The following is a 16,430-nucleotide window of genomic DNA, read 5'->3' on the forward strand; positions in this document are numbered from 1 at the left end:
GACCGGTTCGCTCGTCAGTTGCGCTAGGCTAGATTGTCTCCCGGTGCCGTTGTTGGGAGATCGCAAGTGAGAATTGTCGGACATAGGCGCCAGGCGGGACGGCAGCGTGAGGAGGAACAGCTAGATGAAGGCCGAGACGCAGAGCGATTTTCAATCGATATGTTGCGTGGATCAGGCGCCGGGGAGCCGAACATCAACCCCTCATGTGCAGCCGATCTATGCGACATCGACGTTTGTCTATCCACCTCCCGAAGAGGCGATGGAAATATTCGCCGAGTTAAAGGAGCGGCCGCATCTCTACAATCGCTGGGGGACGCCGAATACCGCCCTCGTTGAACAAAAGCTCGCGGCGCTCGAAAGCCATGGTCTTTCAGAGAACGGGAAGCCGTTGCAACTGGAGGCGGTCCTGTTCAGTTCCGGAATGGCCGCGGTTTCGTCACTATTCCTGTCGTTGGGCCTGACACCCGGTGATCACATCGTGACACAGGGAAACATTTACGGGACCACAACCGAGTTCTTGGATGCCATGCTCGCGCCGATCGGCGTCCGGATCATCTACGGCGACCTACACGACATGGAATGGGTCGAAAAGCAGCTTCGGACGCATTCCCCGGTTCGTCTCATTTACCTCGAGACGCCGACAAACGCGACGGCCCGGTGTTACGACATTGCGCAGCTCGCTCGGATTGCACATACGTACGGTGCAAAATGCGCGGTGGATGGCACTTTGGGGACACCCTATCTCCAACAACCGTTTGCGCATGGAGCGGATTTCGTCGTTCATTCCGCGACGAAATTTCTCAATGGCCACTCGAACTCCCTTACGGGCGTCGTCATCGGGCGCGACGGAGCGTTCGTCAAGACGGAAGTATGGAAGATGCGCAAGCTGCTTGGTGGCTGCGCCGGTTCTTTTGATGCCTGGTTGCTCAACATGGGGCTCAAGACGCTCCCCCTGCGCATGGAGCAGCATTGCAACAACGCCATGCGCGTCGCCACGGCCCTGGAAGGCCACAGCGCAATACGTCGTGTACGATACCTTGGTCTGGAGGAGCACCCCGACCATAAGGTCGCCGCGCGTCAAATGCGAGCATTCGGCGGCGTGCTTAGCCTTGAGGTGGCCGGGGGTCTCGAAGCGGCGGTGCGCGTCCTGAGAAACGTGCGCCATTGCACGGTCACAGCAACACTGGGCGCGATGGACACCTTGATACAGCATCCAGCAACAATGACTCACGTCAAGGTGCCCAGAGAGCAGAGGGAGGCGCACGAGATCACGGACGGATTACTTCGGCTCTCCGTCGGTATCGAGGACCCGGAGACCATCATAGGCGACCTTCGGCAAGCGCTCGAGGCGCCGTAGAGCCTTGATCTGCAGGGCTTCGGACGAACACGGCTCCGTGCCTGGCGCAGACTATGCGCGGCTCCGGTGACCACAAAACTGCTGCGATGACCACGACGGGAGATTCGATGATGGATATCGTTTCAGTGCCTGGATCACAAATCATACAGATTGCCAGAGCTGCGGCGAAGCATCGTGACATCGCGTTTCTCTGCTTTGGTGAGAGCGACGTCAGCAGTCCCGCATCGGCTCGAGCGGCACTCAAGCGTGCGCTCGATGAAGGGGAAACCCGATATCCCGATGTCCGCGGACTCCCCGAGCTTCGCGATGCGATAGCCTCGTATTTGACGGATCTTCACGCGCGAGCGGTATCGGAAGGGCAGATACAAGTTGTCGCTTCAGGAATGGCGGCAATATCCGTTGCGTTGGCGGTTACGGCCCGCCCTGGCGATCGCGTCCTCGTACATGGCCCGGTATGGCCCAATATTCTGAATGCAGCTCGACTGCGGCAAACAGAGGTGACGCAAATCGCGCTTCGTGGGAACGGGTCCGGCAAATTTACACTCGATATGGATGAACTTTCCTCGGCCTTGCCCGGGCACCGCGCATTCATCTTGAATTCGCCAAACAATCCTACCGGATGGACGGCTACGCGAGAGGAACTCGAGGATATCCTTGCACTTTGCCGGCGCGACGGTGTGTGGCTGATTTCCGACGAGGTGTATTCGCGCCTGGTCTATTCCGACGCACGCGCGGCGCCGTCGCTTCTGGATATCGTTTCGGATGAAGACCGCGTCATTGTGTGTAACAGCTTTAGCAAGACGTGGGCAATGACGGGATGGCGCGTGGGTTGGCTGGTCTTGCCGAAAGGCCTTCGAGATCCTGTCTCGAACGCAGTAGAGGTGATCCATTCTGGCGTGGCTCCATTCTCCCAGCGTGGCGCACTAGCCGCAATCGCCGACCACCCCTTCGTGCGTGGGTTTGTTGAGCATTGTGCGACAGGCCGGTCGCTAACGGCGAAAGCGTTCTCGGGACTGGATCGGATAAGCTACTTTGTTCCCGATGGGAGCTTCTTTGCCTTCATCCGCATCGATGGCATTCAAAACAGCCTCGAACTCGCGCTGAAGTTGGTCGAGAAGCATGGCATTGCCGTTGCCCCGGGGAGCGCCTTCGGTCCGGCTGGCGAGGGACATATCCGGATTTGCTTTGGGCTGGAGGGCGAACGGCTCGGTCATGCCTTGTCACGACTTCGGACAGCCTTGAAAGACGTTTGATGATTGCTTCCTTCGAACGGGATTGCATTGCCGATCGGCAATCGGTCCGCGATCGTGCAGCGCGCACGCTATGATCAGATCACACTTTTGACCACGCTTATCGTCGTTCAACAAGCAGCTCGCGTGGAATTGTGTCTTTGCTACAGCGCTGAATGGTGGGTTCGGCGACCGCCACCAGGTCAGCGACTAGCCCGCCAAGGGCAACGACCGGCCGTTCCGGCGAGGCAATCCCTTGCCCTGCAAGCATGATCACGTCCGAAAACCGCCAGAAGTACCTGGCGCCAGCCGTTAAGAGGGAAAGGGTAAATCGACGGAAAAGCCGGTGGCTCTGACAGGAGAACAAGCGCCTCATGCGATCGGAGAACGCCTACGGGATCTTGTGTGGTCTGGCAGCTGTCTTTATCTGGTCTGCTTTTATTATCGCGTCCCGTTTTGGCGTGCGGACACACTTAACCCCTTGGGATATCGTTGCGATCCGATTTGCTGTGGCCGGGGCCATTCTGTTGCCGTACCTCATCCGCAGAGGACTTGCGCTTGAGCGGCTCGGCTGGACTGGCTTGGCCGTGATCGTCGTCGGATGCGGAGCTCCCTGCGTTCTGCTTGTCAATGTGGGGCTGTTGTTCGCCCCAGCCGCTCATGCGGGCGCACTTTATCCCGGCGGAACTCCTCTAATGGTGGCAGTGCTTGCGATCGTTTTTCTTGGCGAGACACCATCCCCTTCCAAGGCGATCGGGCTGTCTCTAATCGTCCTTGGCGCGCTCTGCCTCGTGCTTGGGAATGGCGGCACCATCGGAACGCAGCAGAACCTTGGCCAGGGGCTCTTCCTCGCCGCAGCATTCGTCTGGGGCGGCTATACGATCGCGATGCGCAGGGCGCAGCTTGATGGCTTGCACGCCGCCGCTATTGCAGCGGTCGTATCATTGGTCCTCTACCTGCCCCCCTATCTGTACTTCAACGGGCTGAGGGCCTTGTCGGCGCCGGCGGCAGAGTTGACGCTCCAGGCTATAGTGCAGGGCGTTCTGACGGCCATCGTTGCTCTGCTGCTATACGGGCGAACCGTGAGCATTCTTGGCGCCACCCGCGCCGCTGCGTTTGTCGCTTTGACGCCAGTGGCCACCGCGATACTTTCGATCCCCGCGCTCGGCGAATGGCCCTCCATGGCAGACTGGATATCCATCGCCATCGTTTCTGCTGGTGTGTACATCGTAGGCGGCGGCCGCCTGCCGGCGAGAATTGCGCGAGTGAACGCCACATGATCTTCGGCGTGTTTACGCGCGATGTTTTCTTAAGTGCAGACTGGCGCAGGCGCCAGCACCGACGTTTGAGGCCGTGCGCGCGATGGCGCGCCTTGAGAGAGGAGACTCTAACTCACAGTGGAACGTCATACATCGGAAATTTGGTTAAACCGCATGGCTTCAACGACCGCCTGGGTGATGGTCTGTGCACCTAAGCGCAAGCGAGCATCTTGGAGATGATATAATACCGTGCGCTCCGATATTCCCAATATCGTTCCAGTTTCCGACATTGTCTTTCCCCGGGCCGACCATGTCAGACACTGCCGTTGCCTAAAGGTCAGTGGACGTCCCGCAGCCGAATTGTGTCTGCTCGAGCTCATTGTGAACCGCGCGTGAAGTTGGAATGCAGTCAGGTGGATGGCAGCAAGCGCGGTTTGAATTTCGGATCGAGTCGGACGGTCAGCAGTTTTTTCGGCAAAGATCATGGCTGCGAATTTGCTGTATCCAACATAGACAGGGACGGCGAGACCGTTCCGAATTCCATGCCGAGCAACTTCTTGTGTAAATCGATCGTCGGGAGTCAGTCGGCATGAGTCTTCGGCCAAGTCACCCCAGAAAAATGGCATGCGCGCGGTGCGGGCATGTCGAACAATAGGATCCACATCACTGAGCTTGTCTCTGACGTAAAGCTGCGCGAGCGAGTCTGGATAAGACGAAACAAGTTCGGTGTTTCCCCCGCTTATGCGCAGATAAGCGAACCATTGAAAGCCCAGGTTTCTCGTGATTTGGACTGCGACACCACGAAGCTCGTCGATCGTACTTTCCAACGGGATCATGTCCCAAATATCTTCCAGGGCCGACGAAATGTTCCAACTCATTCCCGCACCTTGACGCCTATATCGCTCGTTCGGTCGCCGCCGTTTTGTGTCGCCGACCTGCACGCGCGTGTATCGCCACCACCGCCTCATACTTACGAGCGAAATGTGTCCGCAGGTTGTCAACTTATAAATACGCACCCTAAGAGCGAATTGAACCCATCTGAGTTTTGTTTCCTGGTGTGTCGAATGCCATCACAGCCGTCAATCGACTAGACGACATCGCCGTCGCGAGACTGACTTATGGCTCGCCGATTGCGTGGGCGGGAATCATCTTCCAACGATACCCTTGAAGGCGCCGTTCCTCGGAAAGGCTGAGTAGTCCAAAGGGCGACTGCCAAGCGTTCCCAAGAATGTGTCGAAGAACCGCGAAGGGGTCATCAAACCCGACTTCTCGCCAAGCAACGGCGAGTGCTCGAGCAGCAAGATAGCTAGTCTCGAAGTACGGGCCGGCTGATCTTCCGAGCAGGCACCGTGCTCGGTAACGCAAATCGTTTACTTGCCGATCCCTGAGCATACCGCACTGCTTCTCGAGGAAGGCGACCGAACAGCGAGAAACAAGATCACTCTCCCGGAACAGAGAGGGCGTGAAGCAGTCGTCGGACATTAGGATCTCACCGAGCGCGACTGCGCTAAGGGCGCCAGTAAGCAGTCGCGCCGCGAAGTCGTGCGGTCCGAGAATCACCAACACATCACTCGCCTCGACAGCCACGGGTAGCCGGCCGGGAGGTTCTTCATTGAAGTACAAGGCGGTGACCCTTCGGCAACATGGCGCGAGCCGCGGCACGAGGCTCGCTGCCAGGCGAGCTCCATAGGTGCCTGCTTGGCTGAGCAGCAGGATTGATCGGCCGAGTTCAATCGCTGCCCGCGCGAGGCACTCCAACTGCTCGTCGTCGGTTCCGAATAACTGTACGGTCGTTGCCGATGTTGACGTGCAAAGGTCGGGGGCGGATGTTCCCGGTGCTAAAAACACTATCCCCCGATCGCCGTAGATGCGACTGGCAGCAAGCGCGGCTGGTGTGCTGAAGTGACCAACAACGTATTTGGTCCCGCAGGCCGCAATTTCATTCGCAACCTCCCGGGCGCGTTTCTCGGAGCGCTGGTCGTTGTAGTAGAAGGTGCGAGCAGAGGTGTTTTCATCACGAAGCCCAAGCTCGATAGCAACTTGGAGGTCTGCCGCGTGCGGCCCAGCAGTGCCGCAGACGGCGAGGAGAGGACCGGTGACCACTTGCGCTTCGGCTGGCTCATGCACCATGGTGGCGTCGCCTTCCAAATCGAATGTCACTGCCCTCTCCGCTCTCATTCGTGCGAACCGTCCGGCGGCCCCTACGCGCCGACGACGCAGCGAGCCTCCGTCCGTGGATGCGCTGAATTCTCGGTCTCTCGGACTTGGAAAAGTCCAATGGGGATGGGTCTGGGGTGGCTCTCGGGCGCCAAATCCAAGTGATTCAAATCCTTGCCCGTAAGCGCCCAGAACAATCGCTGAGCGTCGATTGGCATCATAGGGAAGGCCGCTTGAGCAAACGCTTTCAGCGCGAAAGCTAGATCATCTGCACTGGAGCCTGGTGCACAAAGCTCTGCCCGAATGTACCCAAGGAAGTGCAGGAGATCTTCGGCCGCTTGCCGTAGGTGAAAGCGGTCCAGTGAAAGGCTGTCAAGGATTCGGGTGACCGCCGCCGATGCCGCGTGACGTACTTCGATGGAGACCCCGCCATTTCGGCGGCCACCTTCCAGAACCCTGCCATACGCTTGGTAAACCTCTTGCCACGGCTGTGATAGCGCAGCGTCTGTCTGCGCAACCATTTCCGCTTCATTGAAGTTAGCTCTTTCGAACCCAGGAGAATTGAGCAGCGTATGAAACCTGATCAGGTCAGTCGAGTGGCGGGTTGCAAGATCGCGCGCCCAAATGACGTGGTTTCGACTCGTCGAGAACTTGCTGTGGTCGAGATTGTAGAACTCGTTTGTGATGGACCCGTATGGTAACCATTCTTGCTCTCCGCTAGCGATAAGTAGCGCGGCGTGAACGATGGCGTAGAAATAGGTGTTGTCGAACCCCAAGAAGTTCACCACTTTTGGTGAGGCATCTTTACCCCGCGAGCGACGCTTGTGATCCAGCAACTGATGAACGACCAGTTCTGGCCAGGCGTTGATGGCTTGGCCGGGGAATTCGTCATGCCGTATCGGGATGCCCCAACTAGCTTCAACCGTAACGGGAAAATCAGGCAGCCGCGCAGCAAGCGCATCGACCACGAGCCATCCGAAACGGGGACGGTAACGCCCGTTACCCCGGTAGAACTCGCGAATCTTTTCGCGATATCGGTCCATCTCGAATACGAGCAGGGGCACCATCCGCACTTGCAACCGACGGCTACCAGTTACAGTATCGCGCGGCGCGATGAGACTATTGGGATCGCATAAGAAGCCGCATGACTCGCAGATACCACATTTGCACTCGTCAAGGCACTTCGGACAGTAACCCGAGACTCCCGCTTCGTCCAAAGCCATGCCTCGATCGGGCGAGAAGAAAGTCGGAAACTCCTTTCGTACGAGAACGCCTCGCCGGTAGAGCTCAAGGAAGAACTGGCGCACTTGCTCGCATTCAGCGGCATCGGGTATCGCGAATTCGCTTACGTCGACTTGATACAGTGCCATGGTCCCGTGAATATCGTCCGAGCATTGTTGCGCGAGCTGGGCCGGCTGCACCTTCTGGCGCTCTGCGGTAACACGGACATACGACTGGTTCACGTCGCTGAACGTCGTATAGGCATAACTCCCACCACGCAGTTTCAGCTGCTTCACGAATGCGTCCGCGGCAAGATAGGGACCGCTGAGGTGACCCACATGAAGGCCGCCATTTGGCGTGGGCGGTGGAACGGTGACGATCCAATCGTTGTTGTGCATCGCTTCTTCCCCTTTCTCTGATCAATATTTTACTGTCCGCTACCGCCGAGATCCCAGTATATATCCACCATCACGAACGGATCCGACCCCACGTTGCGCAGGGAGTGTTTGGCCGCTCTTGGGATGTAGGCCACGTCGGTCGGATAGAGTTCCGTCGTATTGCCATCGACTTCCAAGGTTGCGCTTCCGCCAATGACGATGAAGGTTTCCTCTTCATCGTGATCGTGGAGATCGACCTGCTTGCCGGGCTCCAGGGTGACGATCATGCAACCAAACTCGGTCAGGGGACGCTTGGTATTGGCGACCTCCGTCCAGGGAAACAGGCGACGGATATTGCAGTTGTACTCGTTGGTATAAGTGCTGGACGCGCCTCGACGCACGAGCCGCTCGACGCCGTTCTTTTCAGACACCTGACTTTCTCCTCTTTAGCCGACAGCGACTACCGCAGGCAGTTGGCGAGAACTCGTTGGATGGACGTGCGAAGACAGATATTCCATGAGCGAGCCGGCAATCATTTGAGAGCGCAGAGAAAGAAGGCTGAATGAGCCGGCATCGCCGAAACCGTGGCTCGACTCGCAGAGCCCATTGATAAAGATCGGCAGGGGCCGGGATCCATCCATCATTCGATAGTCGCGCGACAACGAGAGCACGGCGTGCTGATCGCCGAGGGACGCAGCGACCTGTCGCAAGAGAGGCGGGAATCGTTCTTCGTTTTCCCGCAAGCCGAGATTTCGAAAGCCTGTTGCAAGCACGACCGCATCGACCGACAGACTGGTCCGCTCGAAGCTTCCACGATCCTCCAACGTCAAGCTGAAAGCACCATTGTTCGCCTGGCCTACGGCGACGATGTCGCAGTTTGTGCGGAGCGATATTTGATGCTGGCCATCCAGGTTGTGCTCGTAGAGCTTGCAGTAGAGCTGATCGATAACGTCCTGGTCCGCTGACCCGTAATTGCTGCGGCGTAACTCTGCCCAGAGCTCGCGACGCCTTAAATCGCTGGAGTGGTAGAATGCATCGACGAATTCCGGGAAGTAGATCTCTTCGGTAAACGGACTGGTATCCTTTAGCTGATAGCCGAAGCCCCGGTGCAAGTTGAGTATCTGTATCTGCGGCGTGAGGCTCGCCAGATCGAGTGTGATCTCGACCGCACTTTGGCTGCCGCCGACGACGCAGACCGACCTAACTGCGCCCTGTCGCCGCCATCGCTCCCGAGCGGGGAGATAGTCTGTAAAGTGGACAACCCGATCCCCGAGGTGCGGAGAAAACACATCTGGAATCGCTGGAGTTCGGCCCGGCGCGAATGATATCGCTCGTGCGCGGATGGTACGACCGTCGGCCAATTGCACTGCCGCAACGGGCGTTTCCCGCTGCTGGGAGGCGCTCTCCAGCGAAACATCCACCACGTCGGACTGATACGACACGCAATGGGTGAAGTGATTGGCAACCCATTTGACGTAAGCCGCATAATCCTTTCGCAGCGGAAAGGCTGTAGGCAGATTGAGAAACTGAAAGAGACGGTTCTCGGACTTGAGAAAATTGAGAAAACTAAACCGGCTCGAAGGGTTCCGCGGCGTCACGAAGTCCCGCAGCGGGTTGTGCTGTATGTCGGCTCCGTCGAGCAACATTCCAGGTTGCCAGTCTGGCGTTGTGCGACGTTCCAAAAACAATGCGGATCCATCCCATCCGATCTCATCTAAGGCGACGGCCAAACCGATGTTCGCCGGACCGAAACCGATCCCAACAAGATCGTGAAGGTCTGCTTGTTGTCTGGTCATCTGGAGGTTTTCCTCTGGGCTGCCGGCGCGGTCGGCCAACACGACGTCGGTCGACGCGGCGACTGCATTATTTCCCACCCAAGTCCGTCGGTTCTGCTGTCGACCCGAAGGACCGAACGCTAGCTGGCCCGCCGGCGTAACGGCTCTGCAGCACCAACGTTCGCCAGACACTCCAGCTCTATAATCTCCTCCAACCGGCCAAGAGCCTCGGTTAGCGTCGCTGATGGAATGTTGAGCGCCGGCAGGAATTTTAGGACGTGGTCCCGACCACCGCTCACCTCAATGATGACATCGTGTTGGAAGGCTTTTTTGGCGACGATAGTGGCGAGGCCTTCGTTAGCGAATGCCAAGCCTCGCAGCAATCCGCGGCCACGGGCTTCCGCCGCGCTGGGGGGCAGGCGCTCGATGACAGCGGAAAGCCACTCATCCAAGATGGCGATGTTGCGATCCAGCCCCTGTAAGAAGTCCGACTGTCGCCAGTATGCGAGCGCCGCTCGGCCCGCGACGAACGCAAGGTTGTGCCCCCGAAACGTTCCGTTATGCTCACCCGGATCGAACACATCGTGGCTCGGCTTGATCAGCAACAAGGACATTGGCAGCCCGTAGCCACTGATTGATTTCGAAAGGCAAACGATGTCTGGATAAATGCCCGCCGGCTCAAAGCTCAAGAAGCTTCCCGTTCGACCACACCCCGCCTGGATATCATCCACGATCAACAGACTGCCGTGCTTCCTCGCGAGACCAGCGAGGCGTCTCAACCACTCATTGTCCGCAGCATTCACGCCTCCCTCGCCCTGAACGGTCTCGACGAGAAACGCCGCGGGCGGGTCGAATCCGCTGCTGGGGTCACTCAGAAGGGTAGAGATCAGATCGATCGTGTCGACTTTAGCGCCGAAATAGTTGCAATACGGGTAGCGATCTCCGAGGGGAAGGGGAATACCGGCACCACGACGCTTGCGCGTAGAGCCCGTGGCGGCGAGCGCACCCAGGGACATGCCATGGAAACCATTTGTGAAGCACGCAACGTTGGCCCTCCCGGTCACCTTGCGCGCAAGCTTCAAAGCCGCCTCGACAGCATTTGTCCCCGTCGGCCCTGGGAACATCAGCCTATAGTCAAGCTGCTTCGGATGAAGGATCAAGCTGCTGAAGTCGGACAGAAAGCTGTTCTTTGCTTCCGTGCGGAGATCAAGCCCATGCACGATCCCGTCGGCGGCAAGATAGTCCAACAACTGCTGTTTGATTTCCTGGGGGTTATGCCCATAGTTGAGCGCTCCCGCCCCCGAGAACAGGTCGATATACTGACGTCCGCTCGTATCCCACATATGGGAACCACGTGCGCGCGAGAAATCCGTCGGAAATGATCGGCAATAGTAGCGGACGCTCGACTCGAGCTCGTCGCTCACATGCTGCATTCGTCTCTCCTCGTATCATCTCTGGTGCGTGGTTATGTTCTTCGCTCAAGAGCTTTTTGTAGCTGGCGTCATTGATTTCGACACGACAAGAGCACATCGCAATCTGAATTACGCCTGTCTGAAGCTACAGGTATCACCGGGTCAAAGACGGAACGGTCATAGACGTCCACGCGCTCTGTTCGGTCGCTTTGATTGATCGTGTCCGAAAACCGCGAGATCGGTTTGCAACGACACGCTAGCATCGAGTATGACGACGAATGCGGGGCCGACGCTTGTACTCAGCTTCCTGTTTGCACGTTTGTAATCTGCAAGGGCGTGGGCAGAGCACGAAGCATGACGCCCGAGTTCGCGCTCCGCATAGCAAACGAGTGAAACGCCTGGAGAATAGCTATGGATCAAGAGGTTAGAGAGCGGATCGCGGACTGCAGTTTCCGTGTCTACCATCGAGACATCGATATGCGGGGATTGGTGCATACCGGAACCTACGTCGCGTATTTCGAGTCCGCCGCTAACGACATGCTTCGTCGCGCAGGCGTCCTGGGTTTCTTTAAGCCGCAGCCAGGTGTCTTTGCGTGGGTCGTGCGGCGGGTCGAGCTAACGTTTCACCGCCCCCTCGCAATCGATGACTTGCTCCATGTGAGTGTCACAGTCGCTCGTGTTGGAAAGAGCAGCCTGCTCTTCGATGGCCGAATCGACCGTGACGGAGACAGCCTCGGTGAGGATCCCAGCGTGTCGGCGTCGATCGTATGGGTTTATGTCGATGCAACCGCGCAGGGCGGCGCCCCCATACCCGACGAGACGCGGGCCGCTCTCCTCCCGCTCGTGTCGACCAGTTGATGGCGCCTCATTCTAGCCGAGTACAAGTAGATATCGATATGACGACAGGGAAAGGATATCAAAATGGATCAGCAGTCGAGCAGCGAGAGCTATCCGCTGATAAGCGATGAAAAGCTTCGTTACGCGGATACGGACCGTTTGGGGCATATCAACAATACCGTATTCGCCATGCTGTTCGAGACAGGTTATGTTGAGCTGCTGTACGGCGACCGCGCTCCCAAGATTGAAGGGCAAAGCCTGTTCAGGATTTCTCGACTGGCTATCGAGCTCGTCGGCGAAACGGTATGGCCCGGAGAGGTCAAGATCGGCACCCGCGTCCGCGAGATTGCAGACAGCTCTGTCGAACTCGAACAGGCCATGTTCCAAGAGGATCGCTGTGTCGCGACGGCCAAATGTGCCGTTGTTCTATTCGACAAGGCCACAAGCCGCCCCTGCTCGTTGTCTCCGACCATGCGGCAGCATCTCGGGAAATCCATGAGGGTCGAAAACTAAGGCGCTCGGCGAATTTCGAGCGCTGGCGGAGTCTGCCCGAACCCGGGGCCTGCTGACCAGTTGCGGCGGGCTGGATGTCCAAGAGCCGAGGTTTACGTGTAATGTACCTTCAGCTGACGCCAAAAGAGCTGACGTTCCGCGACGAAGTGCGCGCCTTTCTCTCGAGTTCGGTGCCGAGGGACATTAGCCAGAAGCTCCTAAACGACCGCCAACTCTTGAAGGACGATATCGTACGGTGGCAACGGATACTTAATGCCAAGGGATGGGCCGTCCCGCACTGGCCGGTGGAGTGGGGTGGCACCAACTGGACTGCAGTGGAGCGCTATATTTTTCGTGAGGAAATGCAAGCGTTTCCAGCCCCTCCCCCCCTGGACTTTGCCGCCGACATGATAGGCCCCGTACTTATTGCTCATGGATCAGATGAGCAAAAGCGGAAATTTCTCCCGCGCATTGCAAACCTGGATGACTGGTGGTGCCAGGGGTTCTCCGAACCCGGTGCGGGATCCGATCTCGCTGCGCTGAAGACAGCGGCCCGTCTCGACGGCAATGAATACGTCCTGAACGGGCAGAAAATCTGGACGACCATGGCGCACTATGCCGACTGGATGTTCTGCCTGGTCCGAACGACCCGCGGGGAGAAAAAGCAGAATGGAATTTCACTCCTCCTGGTGGACATGAAATCTAAGGGAATTACCGTTCGCCCTATCATCACAATGGAGGGCGATCACGAGGTGAATGAAGTGTTCTTTGATGATGTGCGGGTTCCCGCCGCCCAGCTCGTCGGAGCGCAGGATCGTGGGTGGGACTATGCAAAATTCCTGCTCAGAAACGAACGAGCGACCATCGCACGAGTAGGTGTATCAAAAGCCCGAATACGTCGAATTAAGGAGCTTGCGGCTTCGGAGTATCGCATGGGCCAGCCGATAATCGAGGACCGTAGGTTTCGCGAGAAACTGGCCGCAGTAGAGGTCGAACTCAAGGCACTTGAGATGACGCAGTTGCGTCTCGTGGCCGGCGAGGAAGACGAAGGTAGGACAGGCGCGTCCGATGCCACAGCTTCGCTGTTAAAGATCAAGGGTGCGGAGATTCAACAGGCGACGACAGAGCTGCTGATGGAGCTTGCGGGCTACTTTGCCGTGCCGTTCGTTGACGAAGAGAGGCGGGAGCTCGCCGGCGACGGCTGGAATGGTCCTTTTGTTACCCCAGAGTGGGCAGCTCGAGCGGCGCCGACTTACTTTCATTGGCGAAAGATGTCGATCTATGGAGGCTCCGACGAGATTCAACGCAACGTCCTCGCGAGGGGACTTTTTGGTGGACAGGGCGGATAATCATGGATTTCCGGCTTACAGACGAGCAGCGCTTGCTGAAGGATACCTTAAGCCGGCTTATTGCCGAACTGTATCCATTTGATCGGCGCAAGCACTACCAATTGGAAAGAGACGGGTGGAGCCGCGCAACATGGGCACGGCTTGCTGACTTGGGAATCTTGGGCGTCTTGCTCCCGGAACGCTACGGCGGCACTGGCGGAGGCCCGGTCGAAGCTATGATCATCATGAACGCTTTCGGCCGCGGCCTCCTTTTAGAACCCTTTTTTGCGACGGTGGTGCTTGGAGGAACCTTTCTCACGCTGGCTGCCAGCGAAACGCAAAAAGCGTTGCTGTTACCGGCGTTGGCAGGAGGAAAGCTCTTGCTCGCATTTGCCCATACGGAGCGGCATTCGCGACATGACTTGGCAAACGTCGCCGCCAGAGCCAGACGCGAGGGCTCACAGTGGAGATTGGACGGTGAAAAGTGCGTCGTTCTCCACGGCGACGTCGCAGACAAGCTATTGGTCTCGGCCCGATCTGGCGGCGAAGATCAGTACGACAAGGAAGGCCTAAGTCTATTCTTGGTTGATGCCGACGCGCCCGGCGTCAGCCGGAGAGGGTACCAGACTCAGGATGGATTGCGGGCAGCGTCTGTGTCATTAACGGGCGTTCATGTCAATTCTGACGCACTGATCGGGACCGCCGGCGCGGCTTTCCCGCTGATCGAGGAGGTTGCCCACCAGGCCATTGCGGCCATCTGCGCCGAGATGGTCGGCGCCATGGAGGAGATGCAGGAACAGACGGTCGAATTTCTCAAGGCGCGTATTCAGTTCGGCGCGCCGTTGAGCAAGTTTCAGGTGCTCCAGCATCGCGCCGCCGACATGCTGATGGCGCTGGAGCAAGCCAGGAGCATGACGATGTTTGCGACCATGATGCTCGGCGAGAAGGATTTGACGGAGCGCCGTCGGGCGATGTCAGCCGCCAAGATTCAACTCGGCCGATCGAGCCGTTTTGTCGGCCAGCAGGCCATCCAGCTCCATGGTGGCATCGGCATGACCATGGATTGCAAGATCGGGCACTACTTCAAGCGGACGACGATGCTGGATCTGCAGTTTGGTGGCGCCGATCTTCATCTGCAGGGGCTTGCGGAGATGGGAGGGCTGATCTCGCCCACCACGCCGCTACCCCCGATAGATCGTCCTATAAAGGCGCTATAGATGGAAGCGGCCGTGGCGCTACCCGTGCGACGAATGACAAGCGGATCGACTTTCGCCCCCGCAATTGCGCCAAAGACGTTCAAGCGTGCCTTCAGCTGTCGTCGAGCCATTGTACTTGCGACGAATGCTTTAGGGCCAAAACCCCCGCGGGTCACTTCAAATTCCTCCGGGTGCGGTCAGTCAAATTCCTCCACCCGCGAGGCAGGACAAGGTGATTGTTAGTTTGCCTTTGTTTCCCGGGCAAGAGCTTCAGCGGCTTCTTTGAGCCGATAGCTGCGTCCGTCGAACTCAAGCAGATGGCAATGATGCATAAGGCGATCGAGGATCGTCGTGCTCATGGTGTTGTCCCCCAGGTATGCCCCCCAATCCTGCACGATACGATTGGAGGTGACGATGACGCTGCGACGCAGTTTGTAGCGCTGATGGATCAGGGTCTGCAGCAAGGCGCCGGCGTCGTCGGGGATGGCGCGTGCGAGGAACAGATCGTCCAGCACGAGGAGATCGCAGTCGATGATGGTTCGCAGCCGGACCTCGCGTTGTGCCGGGGAGTTCAGGGCGTTGCGATGGAAGAAGTTGTCGGTCTCAAGATACTGGACCTTGTGGCTTTGCAGGATCGCCTGATAGGCAATCGCCTTGGCGATGTGCGACTTCCCGGTGCCAGGTTTGCCGACAAGCAGGGCGTTCTCGCCAGCGGCAATGAACGCCAGGGTGTGGAGCTGGAAGCAGGTCTGACGTGGCAGTTTGGGATTGAAGGACCAGTCGAACTCTGCGAGCGTCAGCTTTTCGTCGAGCCCGGATTGCTGGTATCGCCGCTCGATAAGACGGGACTGACGACGGTCCAGTTCATCCTGCAGGATCAGGGAGAAGGTCTCGAGGAAGGGCTGGTTGGCGCCCTGCGCCTGCAGCACGCGCGTCTGCAGCGTGTCGCGGACGCCCGACAGGCGCAGCTGTCGCAGGCAACGCTCAATTTCCGGCATGGTCATCATGTGGCTGGGTCTCCAGTTTAGGGTGAGAAGGTGCAGCGGGAGCGCTCGTGGCGCCGGAGCTGGCCGGGGTTGCGCAGGCGACACGAGCGCGGATTGCCGTGGCGTGATCGTCGTGAGCCTCGGCCTGCCGACCACTATCGTCGGCGTCGCGCCGCACAGCGCGGCTGAAGAGGTCGCCGTATTCCGCGGGGGTACGAATCAGCGGATGATCCTGCGTGAGCGGCGATGCCGGCTGTGACGTCACTCCAACCTGCTCAATCGCCTGTTCGAACAACCGCTCGACGGTCGCACGCACGTGCTTGTAGCGGTAGATGCGGTTGTCGATGGCGTGCGCGCAGGCCTGCTCGACCAGCCGCGCCGGATACTTCCGGCCCAGCCCGACAATGCCCCACATCGCACGCTGTCCGGGGCGCCCTTCGGTGTCGAACACCTGCTGGCACAAGGCCCTGGTCTGCGGTCCGATGCGCTCGGCGCTCGCCAGCAGCACGGCGGTTTGCCGCGACGGGTTGAACGGCCGTTCGCTGGTCAGCAGGACGACAGAACCGGGGTGCGCCATCCGGGAATGAACACGCAGCAGCGCACGGGTGTGGCGATCACGGATCTCGATCGTGGTGGTGTAGATGCGCACGACAACCTGGCTGCCGATGGGCGCGGGCCGCGCGGCGTAATAGCTGTTGTCGACGCGTACGGTGGTGTCGTCGCAGACGGTCCGGACGATTTCAGTGAAGATGCGGAAGGGAGCGACAGGCAGCGGCCGCAGGTGCGGCTTCTCTTCCTGGAACA

Annotated in this window: 15 protein-coding genes; 7 read left to right on the forward strand and 8 right to left on the reverse strand. The window is 58.5% G+C overall.

All coding sequences use genetic code 11. The features are described from left to right. Positions 1–124 precede the first annotated feature (124 nt). The 3 genes from WN73_RS11390 to WN73_RS11400 all read left to right on the forward strand — a co-directional run bounded on the left by WN73_RS11390 (position 125) and on the right by WN73_RS11400 (position 3,866). On the forward strand, positions 125–1,357 hold the full coding sequence (locus WN73_RS11390) for a trans-sulfuration enzyme family protein (protein WP_271552772.1): 1,233 nt from the start codon (positions 125–127) through the stop codon (positions 1,355–1,357). 107 nt (positions 1,358–1,464) lie between these two features. Further along, positions 1,465–2,610 carry an aminotransferase class I/II-fold pyridoxal phosphate-dependent enzyme gene (locus WN73_RS11395; protein WP_271552775.1) on the forward strand — a complete coding sequence of 382 codons (1,146 nt, stop codon included), beginning with the start codon at positions 1,465–1,467 and terminating at the stop codon, positions 2,608–2,610. 350 nt (positions 2,611–2,960) lie between these two features. After that, positions 2,961–3,866, forward strand: coding sequence for a DMT family transporter (locus WN73_RS11400; RefSeq protein ID WP_271552777.1), 906 nt, complete (start codon positions 2,961–2,963; stop codon positions 3,864–3,866). A gap of 125 nt (positions 3,867–3,991) precedes the next feature. Here WN73_RS11400 and WN73_RS11405 read toward each other — a convergent pair whose 3' ends face one another. The 6 genes from WN73_RS11405 to ectB all read right to left on the reverse strand — a co-directional run bounded on the left by WN73_RS11405 (position 3,992) and on the right by ectB (position 10,808). Then, entirely contained in the window at positions 3,992–4,723 is a 732-nt protein-coding gene (locus WN73_RS11405) for a helix-turn-helix transcriptional regulator (protein ID WP_271552778.1), read from the reverse strand. Between the two features lie 238 nt (positions 4,724–4,961). Beyond that, the gene (locus WN73_RS11410) at positions 4,962–6,005 is read right to left on the reverse strand and encodes a hypothetical protein (RefSeq protein ID WP_271552780.1); all 1,044 of its coding nucleotides are present in this window, start codon (positions 6,003–6,005) and stop codon (positions 4,962–4,964) included. Between the two features lie 41 nt (positions 6,006–6,046). After that, positions 6,047–7,621 carry a class I tRNA ligase family protein gene (locus tag WN73_RS11415; protein WP_271552782.1) on the reverse strand — a complete coding sequence of 525 codons (1,575 nt, stop codon included), beginning with the start codon at positions 7,619–7,621 and terminating at the stop codon, positions 6,047–6,049. Between the two features lie 29 nt (positions 7,622–7,650). Continuing rightward, entirely contained in the window at positions 7,651–8,031 is a 381-nt protein-coding gene (locus WN73_RS11420; protein ID WP_271552784.1) for a cupin domain-containing protein, read from the reverse strand. A 15-nt stretch (positions 8,032–8,046) separates the two neighbouring features. Beyond that, positions 8,047–9,396, reverse strand: a complete 1,350-nt coding sequence (locus WN73_RS11425; protein WP_271552786.1) for a SidA/IucD/PvdA family monooxygenase — start codon at positions 9,394–9,396, stop codon at positions 8,047–8,049. 119 nt (positions 9,397–9,515) lie between these two features. Further along, positions 9,516–10,808, reverse strand: coding sequence for a diaminobutyrate--2-oxoglutarate transaminase (ectB, locus tag WN73_RS11430; protein ID WP_271552788.1), 1,293 nt, complete (start codon positions 10,806–10,808; stop codon positions 9,516–9,518). Positions 10,809–11,198: 390 nt separating this feature from the next. On the opposite strand from ectB, the gene WN73_RS11435 reads away from it, so the two are divergent. The 4 genes from WN73_RS11435 to WN73_RS11450 all read left to right on the forward strand — a co-directional run bounded on the left by WN73_RS11435 (position 11,199) and on the right by WN73_RS11450 (position 14,661). Then, positions 11,199–11,645 carry an acyl-CoA thioesterase gene (locus WN73_RS11435; RefSeq protein ID WP_271552789.1) on the forward strand — a complete coding sequence of 149 codons (447 nt, stop codon included), beginning with the start codon at positions 11,199–11,201 and terminating at the stop codon, positions 11,643–11,645. Positions 11,646–11,708: 63 nt separating this feature from the next. Further along, positions 11,709–12,137 carry an acyl-CoA thioesterase gene (locus WN73_RS11440; protein WP_271552790.1) on the forward strand — a complete coding sequence of 143 codons (429 nt, stop codon included), beginning with the start codon at positions 11,709–11,711 and terminating at the stop codon, positions 12,135–12,137. A gap of 101 nt (positions 12,138–12,238) precedes the next feature. Further along, positions 12,239–13,465 carry an acyl-CoA dehydrogenase family protein gene (locus WN73_RS11445; protein WP_271552791.1) on the forward strand — a complete coding sequence of 409 codons (1,227 nt, stop codon included), beginning with the start codon at positions 12,239–12,241 and terminating at the stop codon, positions 13,463–13,465. 2 nt (positions 13,466–13,467) lie between these two features. Continuing rightward, entirely contained in the window at positions 13,468–14,661 is a 1,194-nt protein-coding gene (locus WN73_RS11450) for an acyl-CoA dehydrogenase family protein (protein ID WP_271552793.1), read from the forward strand. Between the two features lie 218 nt (positions 14,662–14,879). Here WN73_RS11450 and istB read toward each other — a convergent pair whose 3' ends face one another. Together istB and WN73_RS11460 are read right to left on the reverse strand one after the other, a co-directional pair. Then, positions 14,880–15,647, reverse strand: a complete 768-nt coding sequence (gene istB, locus WN73_RS11455; protein ID WP_271552794.1) for an IS21-like element IS1631 family helper ATPase IstB — start codon at positions 15,645–15,647, stop codon at positions 14,880–14,882. Beyond that, positions 15,625–16,430: Mu transposase domain-containing protein (locus WN73_RS11460; protein WP_442870063.1), on the reverse strand; the 806-nt coding region annotated here is incomplete at its 5' end. The genes WN73_RS11460 and istB, both read right to left, overlap by 23 nt.

This window comes from Bradyrhizobium sp. CCBAU 45394 (assembly GCF_028128655.1).
In the GTDB taxonomy this organism is placed as follows: Bacteria; Pseudomonadota; Alphaproteobacteria; order Rhizobiales; family Xanthobacteraceae; genus Bradyrhizobium; species Bradyrhizobium diazoefficiens.

What these genes read in the sequence shown, in the direction of transcription:
- WN73_RS11390 (WP_271552772.1), top strand. Translation starts at nt 125, where the DNA reads ATGAAGGCCGAGACGCAGAGCGATTTTCAATCGATATGTTGCGTGGAT.
- WN73_RS11425 (WP_271552786.1), bottom strand. Translation starts at nt 9,396, where the DNA reads ATGACCAGACAACAAGCAGACCTTCACGATCTTGTTGGGATCGGTTTC.
- WN73_RS11445 (WP_271552791.1), top strand. Translation starts at nt 12,239, where the DNA reads ATGTACCTTCAGCTGACGCCAAAAGAGCTGACGTTCCGCGACGAAGTG.
- WN73_RS11435 (WP_271552789.1), top strand. Translation starts at nt 11,199, where the DNA reads ATGGATCAAGAGGTTAGAGAGCGGATCGCGGACTGCAGTTTCCGTGTC.
- ectB (WP_271552788.1), bottom strand. Translation starts at nt 10,808, where the DNA reads ATGCAGCATGTGAGCGACGAGCTCGAGTCGAGCGTCCGCTACTATTGC.
- WN73_RS11415 (WP_271552782.1), bottom strand. Translation starts at nt 7,621, where the DNA reads ATGCACAACAACGATTGGATCGTCACCGTTCCACCGCCCACGCCAAAT.
- WN73_RS11405 (WP_271552778.1), bottom strand. Translation starts at nt 4,723, where the DNA reads ATGAGTTGGAACATTTCGTCGGCCCTGGAAGATATTTGGGACATGATC.
- WN73_RS11400 (WP_271552777.1), top strand. Translation starts at nt 2,961, where the DNA reads ATGCGATCGGAGAACGCCTACGGGATCTTGTGTGGTCTGGCAGCTGTC.
- WN73_RS11440 (WP_271552790.1), top strand. Translation starts at nt 11,709, where the DNA reads ATGGATCAGCAGTCGAGCAGCGAGAGCTATCCGCTGATAAGCGATGAA.
- istB (WP_271552794.1), bottom strand. Translation starts at nt 15,647, where the DNA reads ATGATGACCATGCCGGAAATTGAGCGTTGCCTGCGACAGCTGCGCCTG.
- WN73_RS11395 (WP_271552775.1), top strand. Translation starts at nt 1,465, where the DNA reads ATGATGGATATCGTTTCAGTGCCTGGATCACAAATCATACAGATTGCC.
- WN73_RS11450 (WP_271552793.1), top strand. Translation starts at nt 13,468, where the DNA reads ATGGATTTCCGGCTTACAGACGAGCAGCGCTTGCTGAAGGATACCTTA.